Source organism: Micromonospora sp. WMMD730 (assembly GCF_049178955.1).
Lineage (GTDB): Bacteria > Actinomycetota > Actinomycetes > Mycobacteriales > Micromonosporaceae > Micromonospora > Micromonospora wenchangensis.
Genome location: NZ_JBMHML010000002.1, coordinates 670,112 through 686,211, shown reverse-complemented (window position 1 = coordinate 686,211; position 16,100 = coordinate 670,112). Strand labels below are relative to the sequence as shown.

At 71.9% G+C, this 16,100-nt stretch carries 14 protein-coding genes; 7 read left to right on the top strand and 7 right to left on the bottom strand.

Annotated features, from left to right (window positions below):
• Positions 1 to 10: 10 nt before the first annotated feature.
• From ACN265_RS03220 to ACN265_RS03205, 4 genes are read right to left on the bottom strand one after another with little or no spacing between them, the layout of a single operon-like run.
• Entirely contained in the window at positions 11 to 721 is a 711-nt protein-coding gene (locus ACN265_RS03220; RefSeq protein WP_420116780.1) for an ABC transporter permease, read from the bottom strand.
• Positions 721 to 1,671 (bottom strand): ABC transporter ATP-binding protein, encoded by a 951-nt coding sequence (locus ACN265_RS03215; RefSeq protein WP_421405969.1) that lies wholly within the window; start codon positions 1,669 to 1,671, stop codon positions 721 to 723. The genes ACN265_RS03220 and ACN265_RS03215 overlap by 1 nt, the downstream gene beginning before the upstream one ends.
• The gene (locus ACN265_RS03210; RefSeq protein ID WP_421405967.1) at positions 1,668 to 2,549 is read right to left on the bottom strand and encodes an ABC transporter permease; all 882 of its coding nucleotides are present in this window, start codon (positions 2,547 to 2,549) and stop codon (positions 1,668 to 1,670) included. Before ACN265_RS03210 ends, ACN265_RS03215 begins: the two co-directional genes overlap by 4 nt.
• Positions 2,542 to 3,714: an ABC transporter ATP-binding protein gene (locus ACN265_RS03205; RefSeq protein ID WP_421405965.1), complete on the bottom strand. Its 1,173-nt coding sequence runs from the start codon at positions 3,712 to 3,714 to the stop codon at positions 2,542 to 2,544. The genes ACN265_RS03210 and ACN265_RS03205 overlap by 8 nt, the downstream gene beginning before the upstream one ends.
• On the opposite strand from ACN265_RS03205, the gene ACN265_RS03200 reads away from it, so the two are divergent.
• The 4 genes from ACN265_RS03200 to galT all read left to right on the top strand — a co-directional run bounded on the left by ACN265_RS03200 (position 3,713) and on the right by galT (position 8,007).
• On the top strand, positions 3,713 to 4,366 hold the full coding sequence (locus ACN265_RS03200) for a DM13 domain-containing protein (RefSeq protein WP_421405964.1): 654 nt from the start codon (positions 3,713 to 3,715) through the stop codon (positions 4,364 to 4,366). The two genes, ACN265_RS03205 and ACN265_RS03200, sit on opposite strands and share 2 nt — an antisense overlap.
• Before the next feature lie 127 nt (positions 4,367 to 4,493).
• A complete protein-coding gene (gene cysC / locus ACN265_RS03195) occupies positions 4,494 to 6,023 on the top strand; it encodes an adenylyl-sulfate kinase (protein ID WP_420116775.1) in 1,530 nt (509 codons plus the stop codon).
• 104 nt (positions 6,024 to 6,127) lie between these two features.
• Positions 6,128 to 6,934, top strand: coding sequence for a DeoR/GlpR family DNA-binding transcription regulator (locus ACN265_RS03190; protein WP_204924952.1), 807 nt, complete (start codon positions 6,128 to 6,130; stop codon positions 6,932 to 6,934).
• Positions 6,931 to 8,007: a galactose-1-phosphate uridylyltransferase gene (gene galT, locus ACN265_RS03185; RefSeq protein WP_204924951.1), complete on the top strand. Its 1,077-nt coding sequence runs from the start codon at positions 6,931 to 6,933 to the stop codon at positions 8,005 to 8,007. The genes ACN265_RS03190 and galT overlap by 4 nt, the downstream gene beginning before the upstream one ends.
• A gap of 304 nt (positions 8,008 to 8,311) precedes the next feature.
• Here galT and ACN265_RS03180 read toward each other — a convergent pair whose 3' ends face one another.
• The 3 genes from ACN265_RS03180 to ACN265_RS03170 all read right to left on the bottom strand — a co-directional run bounded on the left by ACN265_RS03180 (position 8,312) and on the right by ACN265_RS03170 (position 12,013).
• Positions 8,312 to 9,529 carry an NADP-dependent isocitrate dehydrogenase gene (locus ACN265_RS03180; RefSeq protein WP_145921657.1) on the bottom strand — a complete coding sequence of 406 codons (1,218 nt, stop codon included), beginning with the start codon at positions 9,527 to 9,529 and terminating at the stop codon, positions 8,312 to 8,314.
• 481 nt (positions 9,530 to 10,010) lie between these two features.
• Positions 10,011 to 10,961 carry a malate dehydrogenase gene (locus ACN265_RS03175; protein WP_088647160.1) on the bottom strand — a complete coding sequence of 317 codons (951 nt, stop codon included), beginning with the start codon at positions 10,959 to 10,961 and terminating at the stop codon, positions 10,011 to 10,013.
• A 191-nt stretch (positions 10,962 to 11,152) separates the two neighbouring features.
• Positions 11,153 to 12,013 (bottom strand): bifunctional methylenetetrahydrofolate dehydrogenase/methenyltetrahydrofolate cyclohydrolase, encoded by an 861-nt coding sequence (locus ACN265_RS03170; RefSeq protein WP_420116773.1) that lies wholly within the window; start codon positions 12,011 to 12,013, stop codon positions 11,153 to 11,155.
• Positions 12,014 to 12,417: 404 nt separating this feature from the next.
• Between ACN265_RS03170 and ACN265_RS03165 the strand changes: the two genes are divergently transcribed.
• The 3 genes from ACN265_RS03165 (at position 12,418) to ACN265_RS03155 (ending at position 16,087) form a co-directional block, all read left to right on the top strand.
• Positions 12,418 to 14,022 carry a peptide ABC transporter substrate-binding protein gene (locus ACN265_RS03165; RefSeq protein WP_421405962.1) on the top strand — a complete coding sequence of 535 codons (1,605 nt, stop codon included), beginning with the start codon at positions 12,418 to 12,420 and terminating at the stop codon, positions 14,020 to 14,022.
• A 151-nt stretch (positions 14,023 to 14,173) separates the two neighbouring features.
• Positions 14,174 to 15,112: an ABC transporter permease gene (locus tag ACN265_RS03160; protein WP_204924948.1), complete on the top strand. Its 939-nt coding sequence runs from the start codon at positions 14,174 to 14,176 to the stop codon at positions 15,110 to 15,112.
• Between the two features lie 18 nt (positions 15,113 to 15,130).
• Positions 15,131 to 16,087, top strand: a complete 957-nt coding sequence (locus ACN265_RS03155) for an ABC transporter permease (protein WP_421405961.1) — start codon at positions 15,131 to 15,133, stop codon at positions 16,085 to 16,087.
• Positions 16,088 to 16,100: the final 13 nt, after the last annotated feature.

Below are 16,100 nucleotides of genomic sequence, written 5' to 3'. Positions count from 1 at the left end.
TGGGGCAGGGTCAGCTGGTTTCGCCGGCGACGCTGAAGGAGCGGAGCCGGTCGATGGCCAACACGGTGAAGCCGACGCTGACCACGGCGGTCAGCACCACCGCCACCGGCACCGAGACGGTGGTCGACAGCAGGTCGGTCGGGGCGATCCTGTCGGCCAGGGCGATCACCCACTGCTGGATCGACAGCACCCGGGTGCCGCTGACGAAGTTGCCCAGCAGCCCCTCCCAGATCAGCACGTAGACCAGGCCGAGCAGCACCGGCCGCCGGGTGACCAGGCTGAGCGCCAGGAACAGCGCCGAGTAGGCCAGCGCGCCGAGCGCCGAGGCGACGACCAGGCCCAGGCCGAGGCGTACCGAGTCGGCGAGCACGCCCGCGACGTAGAGCGGCACGGCGACGGTGGCCGCGCTGACCCCGGCGGCCACCGCGAGTTTCGGCAGCACGATCTGCCAGCGGGGCAGCGGCTTGGTCAGGATGTGCACCACCGTGCCGTCGTCGATCTCCGCGCCGAGCACGCCGGTGCCGACGATGAGCGCCACCACCGGCAGCACCACGGCCAGGCCGAGGCCGACCAGCACCGGCGTCGCCCACTGGCCCGGGTCCACCCCGAGCGACCGGCACAGGACGGCCAGCAGCACCAGCACCGCCGGCAGCGGCAGCAGCATGAGGAACCGGCGACGGCCGAACAGCCCGCGCGCGGTGATCCAGGAAACGGTCGACATCAGGCCTCCACCAGGTAGGAGAAGACGCTCTCCAGGGACTCGTCCTCGGGGGTCAACTGCCGGACCCGGATCTGCCGGGCGAGCGCGATCCTGGGCAGCGCCCGGGTGAACGCGCCGTAGTCGCCGGCGCGTACGGTCAGGCCGTTCTTGTCCAGCTCGACGCCCGCGACCGACGGGTCGGCCATCAGCGCCACGGCCAACGCCCGGTCGTCGGTGGAGCGGACCGCGAAGACGTGCGGCCGGTTGGTCATCAACCGGCGGATGGTGCGGAAGTCACCGGAGGCGGCCAGCCGGCCGGCCACCATCACCTGCACCGTGCCGGAGACCTGCTCGACCTCCTCCAGGATGTGCGAGCTGAACAGGATCGTCCGCCCGGCGTCGCCGAGGGAGTGCAGCAGGCCCATCATGTGCAGCCGCTGGCGCGGGTCCATCCCGTTGAACGGCTCGTCGAGCAGCAGCACCTGCGGGTCGTGCACCAGCGCGGCGGCCACCCGGGTCCGCTGCCGCATGCCCTTGGAGTACGTGCCGATCCGGCGGTCCTGCGCGTCGGTCATCTCGACCAGTTCGATCGCCCGGCGGGCGGCGGCCTCGGGGTCGGGCAGCCGGTGCAGCTTCGCGCTGGCCAGCACGAACTCCTTGGCGGTGAGGAAGGAGTGCACCGCCTCCCGCTCGCTGACCAGCCCGAGCCGCCGGTAGACGCCCGGGTTGCGCCAGGTGGACTCCCCGTCGAGGGTGAGCGTGCCCCGGGACGGGGCGAGGAAGCCGGCCATCATGTGCAGCAGGGTGGTCTTGCCGGCGCCGTTCGGGCCGAGCAGGCCGGTCACCCCGGGGCCGAGCCGCATGGTGACGTCGTTGACCGCCACCACGTTGCCGTACCAGCGGGAGACCCCGACGAGATCCAGGGTGCTGGTGGTGACCACCGGCCGGGCGTCGGTGTCGAGTGTGGTCATCGGGCGGCCACCTTCCGGTATCGCAGCAGCAGCAGGGCGGTGCAGGCGGTGACCAGCAGCACGGCGACGACCGCGTAGACCGGGCCGAAGCCGCCGATCGGCGGGCCGGTGCCGGCGCCCGGGTAGAGCAGGTCCTGCAACGCCCACGAGCCGACCCCCTGTACCAGGGTCGACGGTGAGGCCAGGAGGGCCAGCTCGTTGACGGCCTGTGAGGGCAGGATCGACAGCACGCCGACGACCGGGGTGGTCATCAGGAAGACCGCCACGATGCCACCGGCGGCGAAGGCCCGCTTGCCGGTGAGCGAGGCGACCAGCAGACCGATCGAGGCGAAGACCGCCGCCCACAGCCCCGCGTAGAGCAACCCGGGCAGCAGGTCCAGCAGCTCGTTCCAGGTCCCGCGCAGGCCGTCGGAGGTGGTGAACGCCGCGCCCAGGAACATCACCAGCTGCGGCCCGCCCAGCAGCAGCCACAACGCGCTGACCAGGGAGAGCAGCTTGGCCAGCGCGTAGTCGTCGCGCGGCAGCGGCCGGGAGAAGTACAGCGGGAGCACGCCGCTGCGCAGGTCCCGGGAGACCAGCTCGGGGGCGGCCACCGCGACGAAGAAGATGACCAGCCAGCTCATCGCGTCGGCGAACTGGGCGTACGTCATCACCACCTCGCCGATCTGGCTGCGCACGGCGGTGAGGCCGGCGGCCACCACCGTCACGATGCCGACCACCAGCCAGGGGAAGATCTTCGCCTTGGCGCTGCGGCCGAGCCCGAAGACCGTCCGCAGGCCGTGCAGGTAGAGCGCGCCGAAGACGTGCCGGCGGCCCAGCCTCGGGCCGGTGTAGCGCTGGTAGCCGATGTCGTGGATGACGCCGGTCGGCTCAGGCATTGCTGGGCTCCCTCGGGGCGAAGAGTTCGGCCACCCGGTGCCGGCGCTGGTCCAGCCGGTGCAGCGGCAGGTCCAGCTCGGCGACCGCGCCGAGGATCAGGTCGTAGGTACGCTCGTCGGCCAGCGGGACGAGCAGCATCCGGCCGTCGCGGGTCACCGGCAGGTCGAGCGCGGCGAGCCGGCCGGCCAGCTGGTCGGTGCCCTCGCTGACCTCGACGGCGAGCAGGTCGGTGGCCGAGGTCATCGCGTCGATCCGGTCGGCGCGCAGCAGCCGCCCCCCGTCGATGGCGACCAGGGTGTCGCAGATCCGCTCCACCTCGCCGAGCAGGTGCGAGCAGACCAGGACGGAGATGCCGAACTCGGTGCCGATCCGGTGGACCAGGGCGAGCATGGCGTCCCGGCCGGCCGGGTCGAGGCCGTTGGTGGGCTCGTCGAGCAGCAGCAGGTCCGGGTCGTGCACCAGGGCCTGGGCGAGCTTGACGCGCTGCTTCATACCGGTGGAGTAGCCGCCCACCGGGCGGTACCGCTCCTCGTAGAGGCCGACGTGGCGCAGCGTCTCGGAGGCGCGCTCGCGGGCCACCGTACGGGGCAGGCCGCTCATCCGCCCCAGGTGGGTGACGAGTTCGGCGGCGGAGAGGTCGGGCGGAAGCGCCTCGTGTTCGGGCATGTAACCGACCCGGGCGCGGACCGCCGCCGGGTCGGTGGTGGGGTCGAGGTCGAGCACGGAGACCCGTCCGCTGGTCGGCGGGAGCAGGCCCAGCAGAATCTTGATCAGGGTCGACTTGCCGGCGCCGTTCGCGCCGACGAGACCGATGATCCCCGGCTCGACCGCGACGGTCAGGTCGGCCAGCGCGGTGACCCGGCCTCCGTACGTCTTGGTGAGCGACTCGGTCGCGATCAGTGTCACGTCCGCCAGCCTAGGGACCGGCCACCCCGGCGGGTATCCGGAATCGCCCCGGGTCTCCCCTGATACCCGCCCCTGACCAGCCCCGCCCCGATCGGCCGGGCCGACGGTCCGCGCCCGATCGGCGATCCGGCGGTGTCCGCCGAATCCGGCACCGCCGTGCCGGCCCAGGCGGGTCGAACGAGCGGGCGGGGCGGTAAGGCTTCCGTAACCCCGGTGACGGGTGACCGGTCGCGGTGGCGCGGCGAGACTGGACGGCATGTTCCGTCGCCTGTCCCGTGCCCCGCTGGCCTGGGTCGCCGTCGTCGTCCTCGGCGTCGGTGCCGCCTTCGGCCTGTACTGGTTCCAGCCCTGGAAGGTGGTGGCCGACCGCCAGGTCGACGAGCGGCTCTCCGACGTCGACGACGCCGCCCCGACCGGCACCGTGGCCGCCGACGGCACCACACCCGCCGACGGCGGCGTGGCCGGGACCACCCCGACCGGGACCGCCCCGCCGACCGCGCCCGCCGGCACCCCACCCCGGACCACGCCCACGGACGGTTCCCCGGCCACCCGGCCGGTGGTGGTGAGCCGGGGGACGTTCGTCAGTCACGAACACGACACCTCGGGCACCGCCCGGATCGTCCGCACCGCCGACGGCCGGCACCGGCTGGAACTGGTCGGGCTGGACACCTCCAACGGCCCGGATCAGCGGGTCTGGCTCTCCGACCAGCCGGTCCGCACCGGCCGGGCCGGTTGGCACGTCTTCGACGACGGCCGCCGGGCGGAGCTGGGCCGGCTCAAGGGCAACCGCGGCGACCAGGCGTACGCCGTCCCGGCCGGCACCGACCTCGCCGCGCTGACGAGTGTCACCATCTGGTGTCAACGATTCGCGGTCTCGTTCGGCGCCGCGTCCCTGGTCCCGGCCGGTTGACACCCCCCACCGACCGGCCGGGACACGCCACCGGTGATCCACTTCCGGGTCGGGAGTGGAGTGGCACTCTCGACCGATCGCCGGCCGGCTGAGAAACTGTGATCCGGCCAGCGAGTGAGGGGTACGGATGAGCAACGGTTCAGTGCTGCCCGAGGACGTGCTGCGGGACGCCCCCGCGTACGCGCCACGCCCCGGTGAGCTGGCCGATCTGGAGCTGCTGGTGAGTGGGGCGTACACCCCGCTGGCCGGCTTCATGACCCGCGCCGACCTGGCCTCGTTGCAGCGTCGCGGCAGACTGGCCGACGGCACGTCCTGGCCGGTCCCGGTGACCCTCCAGGTGCCCACCGCCGTCGCCGACGGGCTGGACCCGGCCGACCCGGGCCGGCGGACGCTGGTGCTCACCGACGGCGAGGGCGCCCCGGTGGCCGGGCTGGAGGTGACCGACGTCTGGCCGGTCCGCGAGGGCGTGGCCGGGCTGGGCGGCCCGGTACGCCGGCTCGGCGACGGCGGGCACGGCCCGTTCCAGCGGCTGCGCCGTGGGCCGGACGAGGTGCGTCCGTTGCTGCCCCCGGGCCGGGTGCTCGGGGTGATCGCCGACCGGCCGCTGCACCGGCCGCAGCTGGCGCAGATCGCGCACGCGGCCCGTACCCTCGGCGCGCATCTGCTGGTGATGATCCCGGTCGGCGAGGACGGCGCGGCCGGACTGCCCACCGAGGCCCTGGTCCGCAGCATCTTCGCCGCCCGCGACCGGATGCCCCCGGCGACGCTGGTCGCAGTCCCGCTGCCCCGCCGGGCCGACGAGATCAGCGACGCGCTGCTGCGGGCCCGGATCTCCGCCGCCTACGGGGTGACCCACCTGCTGTCCACCGGCGGCATGCTCTCCGGGGCGGGGCTGCGGGTGCTGGTCCCCCGCGAGCTCGCCTACGACAGCCGGGACGGCCAGTGGCGCTGGCGGGACGACATCCCGCCGCGCAACCGCAAGCTGGCGCTGAGCGAGGCGGAGATCGACGACCTGCTCGACCGGGGTTTCCCGTTGCCCGAGTGGCACACCCCGCCGGCGGTGGCCAAGGAGCTGAGCCGGGCCCGCCCGCCGCGCCGGCACCGGGGGCTGGTGGTCTTCCTCACCGGGCTCTCCGGCTCCGGCAAGTCGACGATCGCCCGGGGCCTGGCCGATCTGCTGCGCGAGCAGGGCGACCGGACGATCACCCTGCTCGACGGCGACGTGGTACGTCGGGAGTTGTCGGCCGGGTTGACGTTCAGCCGGGCCGACCGGGACGCGAACGTGCGCCGGATCGGCTGGGTGGCGGCCGAGATCGCCCGGCACCGGGGGGTGGGGATCTGCTGCCCGATCGCCCCGTACGCGCAGGCGCGGGCCGCCGTGCGGGAGATGGCCCGGACGGCCGGGGCGGGGTTCCTGCTGGTGCACGTGGCCACCCCGTTGGAGGTCTGTGAGCAGCGCGACCGCAAGGGCCTGTACGCCCGCGCCCGCGCCGGCCTGCTCACCGGGATGACCGGCATCGACGACCCGTACGAGACGCCCACCGACGCCGATCTGGTGGTCGACACCACCGACCAGAGCATCGACGAGGCGGTGCAGGCGGTGATGACCCATCTGACCGAGACCGGCTGGGTGGAGCCGCGGCTGCCGTCCGCCTGACCTCGGGGGTTCCACTTCCGCCCCTGCCCGCTGCGCGCTAGTGTTCAATCTTGTTGGAACACGTGCGAGCGCGTGCAGGTGCGGGGGCCCGGGAGGTACGGCGGATGCTGGCGCGTCAGCGGCAGGCGACGATCCTCGACCGGGTCCGCACCGCCGGTGGTGTCCGGGTCACCGAGCTGGCTGCCGAGTTCGGCGTCTCCGACATGACCATCCGGCGTGACCTGGACGCGCTGCACGACCGGGGCCTGCTGGCCAAGGTGCACGGCGGGGCGACCGTCACCGACCCGGGCTCGACCGACGAACCGGGCTTCCACGCCAAGTCCGTCCGGCAGTCCGCCGAGAAGGCCGCCATCGCCTCCCGGGCCGCCGAACTGGTCCGCCCGGGTGCGGCGGTCGCCCTCTCCGCCGGCACCACCACCGCCGAGCTGGCCCGACGCCTGGTCGACGTGCCGGGGCTGACCGTGGTGACCAACTCGCTGCCGGTGGCCGAGATCCTGCACACCGCCGGCCGCCCCGACCAGACCGTGGTGCTCACCGGCGGGGTACGCACCCCGTCCGACGCGCTGGTCGGCCCGCTGGCGGTGGAGGCCATCCGCTCGCTGCACCTGGACCTGCTCTTCCTCGGCGTGCACGGGATCACCGAGCGGGCCGGTTTCACCACCCCGAACCTGATGGAGGCGGAGACCGACCGGGCCCTGGTGGAGGCCGCCGACCGGCTGGTCGTCCTCGCCGACCACACCAAGTGGGGCACCGTCGGCATCTCCTCCATCGTCGGCCTGGGCGCCGCCGACGTGCTGGTCAGCGACGACCGGTTGGCCCCCGAGGCGCGCCGGGTGATCGACGAGAAGGTGGGCGAACTGGTGATCGTGACAGGTACGGGCCGGGCTACCGGGCGGGAGACGACGCGGTGAAGCGTACGGCGATCGAGTTGGCCGACGGCCGCGAGCTGATCTACTTCGACGAGCGCGACGACGCCGTCCGGGACCAGCCGGACCGGCGGGAGCTGCCGCCGCCACCACCCGCCTCCCAGCTGCGCTACGACCCGCTCACCGACGAGTGGGTGGCGGTGGCGGTGCACCGGCAGACCCGGACCTTCCTCCCGCCGGCCGACCAGTGCCCGCTGTGCCCGTCGCGGGGCGACCGGCACAGCGAGATCCCCGCGCCCGACTACGACGTGGCGGTCTTCGAGAACCGGTTCCCCTCACTGAGCCAGCGGATCGCCGACGAGCCGGCCGAGATCACCGGGTTCACCCCGGTCCGCCCCGGCCAAGGACGCTGCGAGGTGGTCTGCTTCACCGACGACCACGAGGCCTCCTTCGCCAGCCTCTCCCCCGCCCGGGTCCGGCTGGTGCTCGACGCGCTGGCCGACCGGACCACGGCGGTCGGCGCGCTGCCCGGGGTGGAGCAGGTGTTCTGCTTCGAGAACCGGGGCGTGGAGATCGGCGTGACCCTGCACCACCCGCACGGCCAGATCTACGCGTACCCGTTCGTCACGCCGCGTACCCGGTCGATGCTGGCGGCGGCCCGCCGGCACGCGGAGCGCACCGGCGGCGGCAACCTCTACGCCGACGTGCTCGCCGCCGAGCGCGCCGCCGGGGACCGGGTGGTCGCGGCGAACGAGCACTGGACGGCGTACGTGCCGGCGGCGGCCCGGTGGCCGTTCGAGGTGCACGTCGCGCCGCACCGGCCGGTGCCGGACATCCCGGCGCTCGACGACGCCGAACGGGACGCCTTCGGCCCGCTCTACCTGGACGTGTTGCGCCGGTTCGACGGGCTGTTCGACCTGCCCATGCCGTACATCGCGGCCTGGCACCAGGCGCCGGTGCGGATCGACCGGGAGTTGGGTCACCTGCACCTGCAACTGTTCAGCGTCCGGCGGGCGAGGGACAAGCTGAAGTACCTGGCCGGTTCCGAGTCCGGGATGGGGGTCTTCATCAACGACATCGCCCCCGAGCGGGCCGCCGAACTGTTGCGCGCCGCCTGACCCCGCAGGCAGGGCGCGGGGGGCCCCGGAACAGGGCCCCCCGCGGGGAAGGGACGGCTGGCTGTGCTCGACAGCCGGGAAGGCTGGCCGGTCGGCACCGGTGCCGTGCGACGACCGACGACAACCTCCCTGGACGCGACTGGCACCACGTCCACCCAGCTCAACGACCTTTTTCCGGGCCGGTGACGCGGCCGTCACCCGGACGGGTGGCGGCCGCTGTCCCCCGGTGCGTGGGCCGCGACGCGCCGGAGACGACGGAACCCGCCGGCGGTCCGCCGGCGGGTTCCGTGGGTACGGGCGAGGGTCAGGCGCCGAGCTTGCGCGCCAGGTTCTCGTCGAGGGTGTTCATGAACTCGTCGGTGGTCTGCCACGGGGCGTCCCGCGAGATGAGCAGCGCGAGGTCCTTGGTCATCTGGCCGCTCTCGACGGTGTCGACGATGACCTGCTCCAGGGTGTCGGCGAACTCGGTGACCGCCGGGGTGCCGTCCAGCTTGCCCCGGTGGGCGAGGCCCCGGGTCCAGGCGTAGATCGAGGCGATCGGGTTGGTCGAGGTCTTCTCGCCCTTCTGGTACTGCCGGTAGTGCCGGGTGACGGTGCCGTGGGCGGCCTCCGCCTCGACGGTACGACCGTCCGGGGAGAGCAGCACGGAGGTCATCAGGCCGAGCGAGCCGAAGCCCTGCGCGACGGTGTCGGACTGCACGTCACCGTCGTAGTTCTTGCAGGCCCAGACGTAGCCGCCCTCCCACTTGAGCGCGGCGGCGACCATGTCGTCGATGAGCCGGTGCTCGTAGGTGAGGCCGGCGGCGGCGAACTCGTCCTTGAACTCGTTCTCGAACACCTCGGCGAAGAGGTCCTTGAACCGGCCGTCGTACGCCTTGAGGATGGTGTTCTTGGTCGACATGTAGACCGGGTAGTTGCGGTCCAGGCCGTACCGGAACGAGGCGCGGGCGAAGTCCCGGATCGACTCGTCGTAGTTGTACATGCCCATGGCGATGCCGCCGCCGGGGAAGTTGGCGACCTCCATCTCCATCGGGGTGCCGCCGTCGGCCGGGGTGTACGTGATGGTGACCGTGCCCGGACCGGGGACCACGAAGTCGGTGGCCTTGTACTGGTCGCCGTGCGCGTGCCGGCCGATGATGATCGGCTTGGTCCAGCCCGGGACGAGCCGCGGCACGTTCGACATGATGATCGGCTCGCGGAAGACCACGCCGCCGAGGATGTTACGGATGGTGCCGTTCGGCGAGCGCCACATCTTCTTGAGGCCGAACTCCTCGACCCGGGCCTCGTCCGGGGTGATGGTGGCGCACTTGACGCCGACGCCGTGCTCCTTGATGGCGTTCGCGGCGTCGATGGTCACCTGGTCGTCGGTGGCGTCCCGGTGCTGGATCGACAGGTCGTAGTAGTGCAGGTCGACGTCGAGGTAGGGCAGGATCAGCTGCTCGCGGATCTGCTTCCAGATGATCCGGGTCATCTCGTCGCCGTCGAGCTCCACGACCGGGTTGTTTACCTTGATCTTCGCCATCGGCCGGCGCTCCTCTCGGGGGACACGTGCTCAAGCAGTACGAGCGTACTGGAAACTGGTCGGCGGCACCGAGCCGGCCTCCACCCGACGGCACCGGCCGGCGGAGAACACCCGGTGGACCACGGCCGGCCCGGGCAGAATCGCCGGCTCCGGTACGCCGTACCCCCGGGTCCGTCACGGTCACCGCCCTCACCGAGGTACGGACAGTTCTGCCACCCCTACCCGTCTGCCAGCCCTACCCGAAGGCATTCCCCACAGCGACCGCCCCACACCGACGCGAGGCCGACCGGCGGGAACCCGCCCCGGAGCGCCAGCCCGGTGATCAAGAGGTTCGAGTCACGTCGGGGCGGGTGGCTTGACGCAAACCTCTTGATCACCGGGGCAGGGCGACCGGCGGGGCCGGGACGGGGCGACGGGTGGGGACGGCGCAGGGGCGGGACGGCGGGTGCCGTCCCGCCCCTGCGGCGGATGGTTCAGCGGATCACATGCTGGCGACGTCGGCCTGCTTGGCGCGGACGGCCTCGGCGGCCTCCTTGAGACTGGCCAGCTCGTCGGCGTCCAGGTCGGTCTCGACGACCCGCTTCACGCCCTCGGCGCCGATCTCGGCCTCGACGCCCAGGTAGACCCCGGAGATGCCGTACTCGCCGTCGACCCAGGCGCAGACGGGCATGACCGCGCCGGAGTCCTCGGCCACGGCCCGCGCCATCCGGGCGGCGGCGGCGGACGGCGCGTAGTACGCCGAACCGGTCTTGAGCAGCGCGACGACCTCGGCGCCACCGTTGCGGGTCTTGACGACCAGCTCCTCGATCTGCTCGGCGGGCATCGCGTCACGCAGCGGCTTGCCGTTGACGGTGCTCTGCGAGGGCACCGGCACCATCGTGTCGCCGTGCGAGCCGAGGGTCAGCGTCTTGACCGACTTCACCGGTACGTCGAGGGCCTCGGCGACGAAGTTGGTGAACCGGGCGGTGTCGAGCATGCCGGCCTGGCCGAGCACCCGGTTCCTGGGGAACTGGGTGGCGAGCTGGGCGAGCGCGGTCATCTCGTCGAGCGGGTTGGACACCACGATGACGACGGCGTTCGGGGCGTACTTGGCGACGTTCTCGGCGACCTGCCGCACGATCTTGGCGTTGGTCTCCAGCAGGTCCATCCGGCTCATGCCCGGCTTGCGGGGCAGACCGGCGGTGATCACGACGACGTCGGAGCCCTCGATGGCCTCGTAGCCCTCGCCGTTGGGGCCGGTGGTGACGCCGACGACCTTGGTCTCGAAGCCCTCGACCGCGCGGGACTGGTTGAGGTCCAGCGCGAGACCCGCCGGCTTGCCCTCCACGATGTCGGTGATGACGACGGTGTCGAAGACGTCGTACTCGGCCAGGCGCTGTGCGGTGGTGGAGCCGTAGAAGCCGGCCCCGACGACAGTGACCTTCTTACCCATGGTCGTCCCACTCCCTGCTACCAGTCGGTTTTCCCGACCGTAACAGTCATCCCGGCACCGTTTCGGCCAGGGGCGGCGACCATCCCCGGGATGGGGCCAACGTCACCACCGCCCGGTTCCCGGCGGGTGCCGCGGCGGGCGGTGGCCCGGCCCCGTGCCACCGCCGCCGAGCAGGGGCGACGGCCTGCGGGTCAGCCGCGCTCGGCGCGTTCGACGACGTTGGTGAGCAGCATGGCCCGGGTCATCGGTCCGACGCCGCCGGGCATCGGGGCCAGCCGACCGGCCACCTGCGCCACCTGCGGGTCGACGTCGCCGGTGTAGCGGCCCTTGCCGTCGTCGCCGATCACCCGGGTGATGCCGACGTCCACCACGGTGGCCCCCGGCGTGATCATGTCGGCGGTGAGCAGGCCGGGCACCCCGGCGGCGACGATGACGATGTCGGCGGCGCGGGTGTGGGCCGCGAGATCGAGGGTGCCGGTGTGGCAGAGGGTCACCGTCGCGTTCTCACTGCGCCGGTTGAGCAGCAGACCGAGCGGGCGGCCGACGGTGTTGCCCCGGCCGACGAGGGCGACGTTGGCGCCGCGCAGCGGCACGTCGTACCGGCGGAGCAACTCGACGATGCCGCGCGGGGTGCAGGGCAGCGGGCCGTCGTAGCCGAGCACCAGCCGGCCCAGGTTCACCGGGTGCAGGCCGTCGGCGTCCTTGTCCGGGTCGATCATCTCCAGCGCCCGCTGGGTGTCCAGGTGCCCCGGCAGCGGCAGCTGGACGATGTAGCCGTGGCAGCCCGGGTCGGCGTTCAGCTCGGCGAGGACGTCGTCGAGCTGCTGCTGGTTGGCGTCGGCGGGCAGCTCGCGGCGGATCGAGGCGATGCCCACCTCGGCGCAGTCGCGGTGCTTGCCGTTGACGTACGCCTCGGAGCCGGGGTCCGCGCCGACCAGGACCGTGCCCAGGCCGGGGGTGACCCCCCGCTCGGCCAACGCCTTGACGCGTACCCGCAGCTCGTCCTTGATCTCGGCTGCGGTCGCCTTGCCGTCCAGGATGATCGCCGTCACGACCAGATCGTCTCATGGTCGGCGGACGGCGGACCGACGACGGGGAACCCGTGACTTTCCGTGAGGTGCCGTTATTCACTCTGCGTGACCAACTGCGGGCCGGCTCACCCCCTGAACCGGACGGGGGAGACGCGTCGGGCCCGGACCGGGCATCGGGCGTCCGGGCGGTCACGACGGGCGATCCACCCTGACGGCACCGTGAAACCACCCTCCTCACCCGCCATCGAGCAGGCATTTCGCCGGGTTTCCGATACCAGCAACGGTCGTCGACGACAAGGCCGCAGCCGGTGATCGCAACGCTGTCGTTGTCGACGGGCCCAACCCGACCTACCGTTGCCGGACGTTGCGCAGAGTCACCCAACGCCGGGTCCGGCTGCGCTCCGTGATGAGATGAGGAGACCCCCATGCGTGTGCGCAGGCTTGCTGCCTGGACCGCTCTCCCGCTCGCGGTGACCCTGGGCCTGGCGGCCTGCGGCTCGGGCGGCGGCAGCGGAACCGGTCAGTCCGACCCCAACGCGGCCGTGCGGATCGAGATCGCCGAGCCGCAGCACCTGGTGCCGACCAACACCAACGAGACCAGCGGTTCGCAGGTGCTCGCCGCCCTGTTCAGCCCGCTCGTCGACTACGACGAGGCCAACAAGCCCTACGAGGTGGCGGCCGAGTCGGTCACGTCGTCGGACAACAGGGTCTGGACGGTCAAGCTCAAGGACGGCTACACCTTCCACAACGGCGAGAAGGTCACCGCCGACAACTACCTCGACGCCTGGAACTACGGCGCGTACGCCCCCAACGGGCAGAACTCCAGCTACTTCTTCGAGAAGATCGCCGGGTACGCCGACCTCCAGGGCGACAAGCCGGCCGCCGAGCGGCTGTCCGGGCTGAAGAAGGTCGACGACCTGACCTTCACCGTGACGCTGACCGAGCCGTACAGCGAGTTCAAGACCATGCTCGGGTACACCGCCTTCTACCCGCTGCCGAAGGCCGCCTTCTCGGCCCCCGGCGTGCTCAAGGAGGGCTACGAGCAGGCCCCGGTCGGGCAGGGCCCGTTCCGGATGAAGGGCTCCTGGCAGCACGACGCCAAGGTCGAGGTGGAGCGCTACGACGCCTTCCCCGGCGAGCAGCCGAAGGTGGGCGGCGTCGAGTTCCGGATCTACCAGCAGCCGACCGCCGCGTACGCGGACGTGCTCTCGGACAACCTCGACGTGATCAAGACGATCCCGACCGAGAACCTGTCCACCGCCGCCACCGACCTGGGCGACCGGTTCCGGCAGAGCCCAGCGTCGTCGTTGCAGGTGCTGGCCTTCCCGACCTTCCAGAAGGAGTTCAGCAAGCCCGAGGTGCGCAAGGCGATCTCGATGGCGATCGACCGGGACGAGATCACCAAGTCGATCTTCAAGGACTCGCAGCAGCCGGCCCGCTCGTTCGTCTCGCCGGTGGTCGCGGGCTACCGCGAGAACACCATCGGCGCGGCCGGCGAGTTCGACCCGGCCAAGGCGAAGGCGGCGTACGAGGCGGCCGGCGGCCCGAAGAAGATCGAACTGTCGTACAACGGCGACGGCGGGCACAAGGACTGGATCGACGCGACCTGCAACCAGCTCAAGGCCAACCTGGGCGTGGAGTGCGTCGGCACCGCCGAGCCCAAGTTCGCCGACCTGCTGACCAAGGTCAAGGCGAAGCAGCCGGTGGGTCTGTTCCGGATGGGCTGGGTGATGGACTACCCGTCGATGGAGAACTACCTCGGCCCGCTGTACAGCACCAACGGCTCGTCGAACTACTACGGCTACAGCAACCCCGAGTTCGACAGGCTGCTCGCCGAGGGCGCCAAGGCGCCGAACGAGGAGGCCGCGATCGCCAAGTACCAGGCGGCCGAGGACCTGCTGGCCAAGGACATGCCGGTGATCCCGCTGCGCTACGGCCAGAACAACTTCGGCCACTCGACCAAGGTGAAGAACGTCCAGATGGACCTCTTCGACCGGGTCGACCTGCTGAAGATCGAGGCGGTCAGCTAGTCCGGGAGGGCGTCGGCGGCGAGCGGGCCGCCGGCACGTGCAGGCGCGTCGACGGCAACGGGGCCGTCGGCGGGAGCAACGGGTCGGGTCATCGGTGGACGGTGACCCGACCCGCCTCCGTCTCCGCTGCTTTTGGGCAAGACTGCACAGTATGTTCCGCTTCGTTCTGCGGCGTCTGCTCCAGATGGTCCTCGCCTTCTTCGGGACCACCCTGATCGTGTACGCCCTGATGTTCGCCGGCCAGGGCGACCCGATCCAGGCACTGGCCGGGGAACGGCCGGTGACCCCGGCGCAGCGGGCGTACCTGACGGAGAAGTTCCACCTCGACCGCACCGGCGTCGGCGGCTTCCTCTACCGCTACCTCGACTACCTCAAGAACCTGCTCCAGGGTGACCTCGGGCAGTCGCTGACCGGCCGCTCGATCGGGGACATCCTCGCCGCCGCCTGGCCGGTCACCGTCAAGCTGGCACTGATCGCGATGGCCGTGACGATCCTGTTCGGGGTCACCGCCGGGGTGCTCGCCGGCATCCGCCGGGCCAGCCTGTTCGACAACGCCACCCTGGTGCTGACCCTGCTGGTGCTGGGCATCCCCACCATCGTGCTGGCCCCGCTCGCCCAGTACCTGCTCGGCGTGCGGTGGCCCGTCTTCCCACCCACCGCCGGCGCCGACCCCGACCTGTGGGCCCTGCTGCTGCCCGGCATCGTGCTCGGCTCGCTGTCGCTGGCCACCGCGCTGCGGCTGACCCGTACCTCGGTCGCGGAGAACCTGCGCGCCGACTACGTGCGGACCGCCCGGTCCAAAGGGCTGGCCCGGCGGCGGATCATCGGCGTGCACGTGCTGCGCAACTCGCTCATCCCCGTGATCACCTTCCTCGGTGTCGAACTGGGCAACCTGATGAGCGGCGCGATCATCACCGAGGGCGTGTTCAACATCCCTGGGGTCGGCTTCAACCTGTTCCGGGGCATCCGCACCGAGGACGGCCCGCTGGTGGTGGGCATCGTCAGCGTCCTCGTCGTGGTCTACCTCGTCGCCAACCTGGTGGTGGACGTCCTGTACGCCGTCCTCGACCCGAGGATCCGCTATGAGTGAGCACAACGAGGTGACGGCATGAGCGACTTCGAGACGGTGGCGGCGACGGAGGACCAGGCCGCCCGGCGCGGGGTCTCCGGCGAGCCGGGCACACCCGACCGGGTGGGCGTACCGCAGAAGCCCCGCAGCCTGGCCGGGGACGCCTGGCGCGACCTGCGCCGCAAGCCGGTCTTCTGGATCAGCCTGGTGCTGGTCGTGCTGGTCGCCGCGATGGCCGCCGTGCCGTCGCTGTTCACCGCCAACGACCCGCGCGACTGCGTGCTGTCCCGCCAGCACGCCGGGGCGTCCGGCGGGGCCATCTTCGGGTACGACTTCCAGGGCTGCGACACGTACGCCCGTGCCGTCTACGGGGCCCGCGCCTCGCTGCTGGTCGGTGCGCTGTCCGCCCTGCTCACCGGGGCCATCGCGCTGGTCGTCGGGATGGTGGCCGGGTACTTCGGCCGCTGGGTCGACGCGGTGCTCTCCCGGGTGATCGACATCGTGCTCGGCATCCCGCTGCTGCTGGCCGCGATCGTACTGCTCAAGCGGGTCAGCACCAGCAGCGACACGGTCCGGCTGTTCGCGGTGATCTTCGTGCTGGCGGTGCTCGGCTGGACCACCGCCGCCCGGGTGGTCCGCTCCTCGGTGATCGCCGCGAAGGAGCAGGACTACGTCGCCGCCGCCCGGATGCTCGGCGCGGGCCACGGCCGGATCATGTGGCGGCACATCCTGCCCAACGCGCTCGCCCCGGCGATCGTGGTGCTGACCATCGCGCTCGGCTCGTTCATCGCCGCCGAGGCGACGCTGAGCTTCCTCGGCATCGGGCTGAAGGCCCCGACCATCTCCTGGGGCATCGAGATCGACGCCGGCCGGGTGCACATGCGCGAGTCGGCGACGCCGCTGGTCGTCCCGTCCGCCTTCCTCGCGCTGACCGTGCTCGCCTTCATCATGCTCGGCGACGCGATCCGCGACGCCTTCGACCCGAAGCTGCGGTGAGGCCGATGTCCAC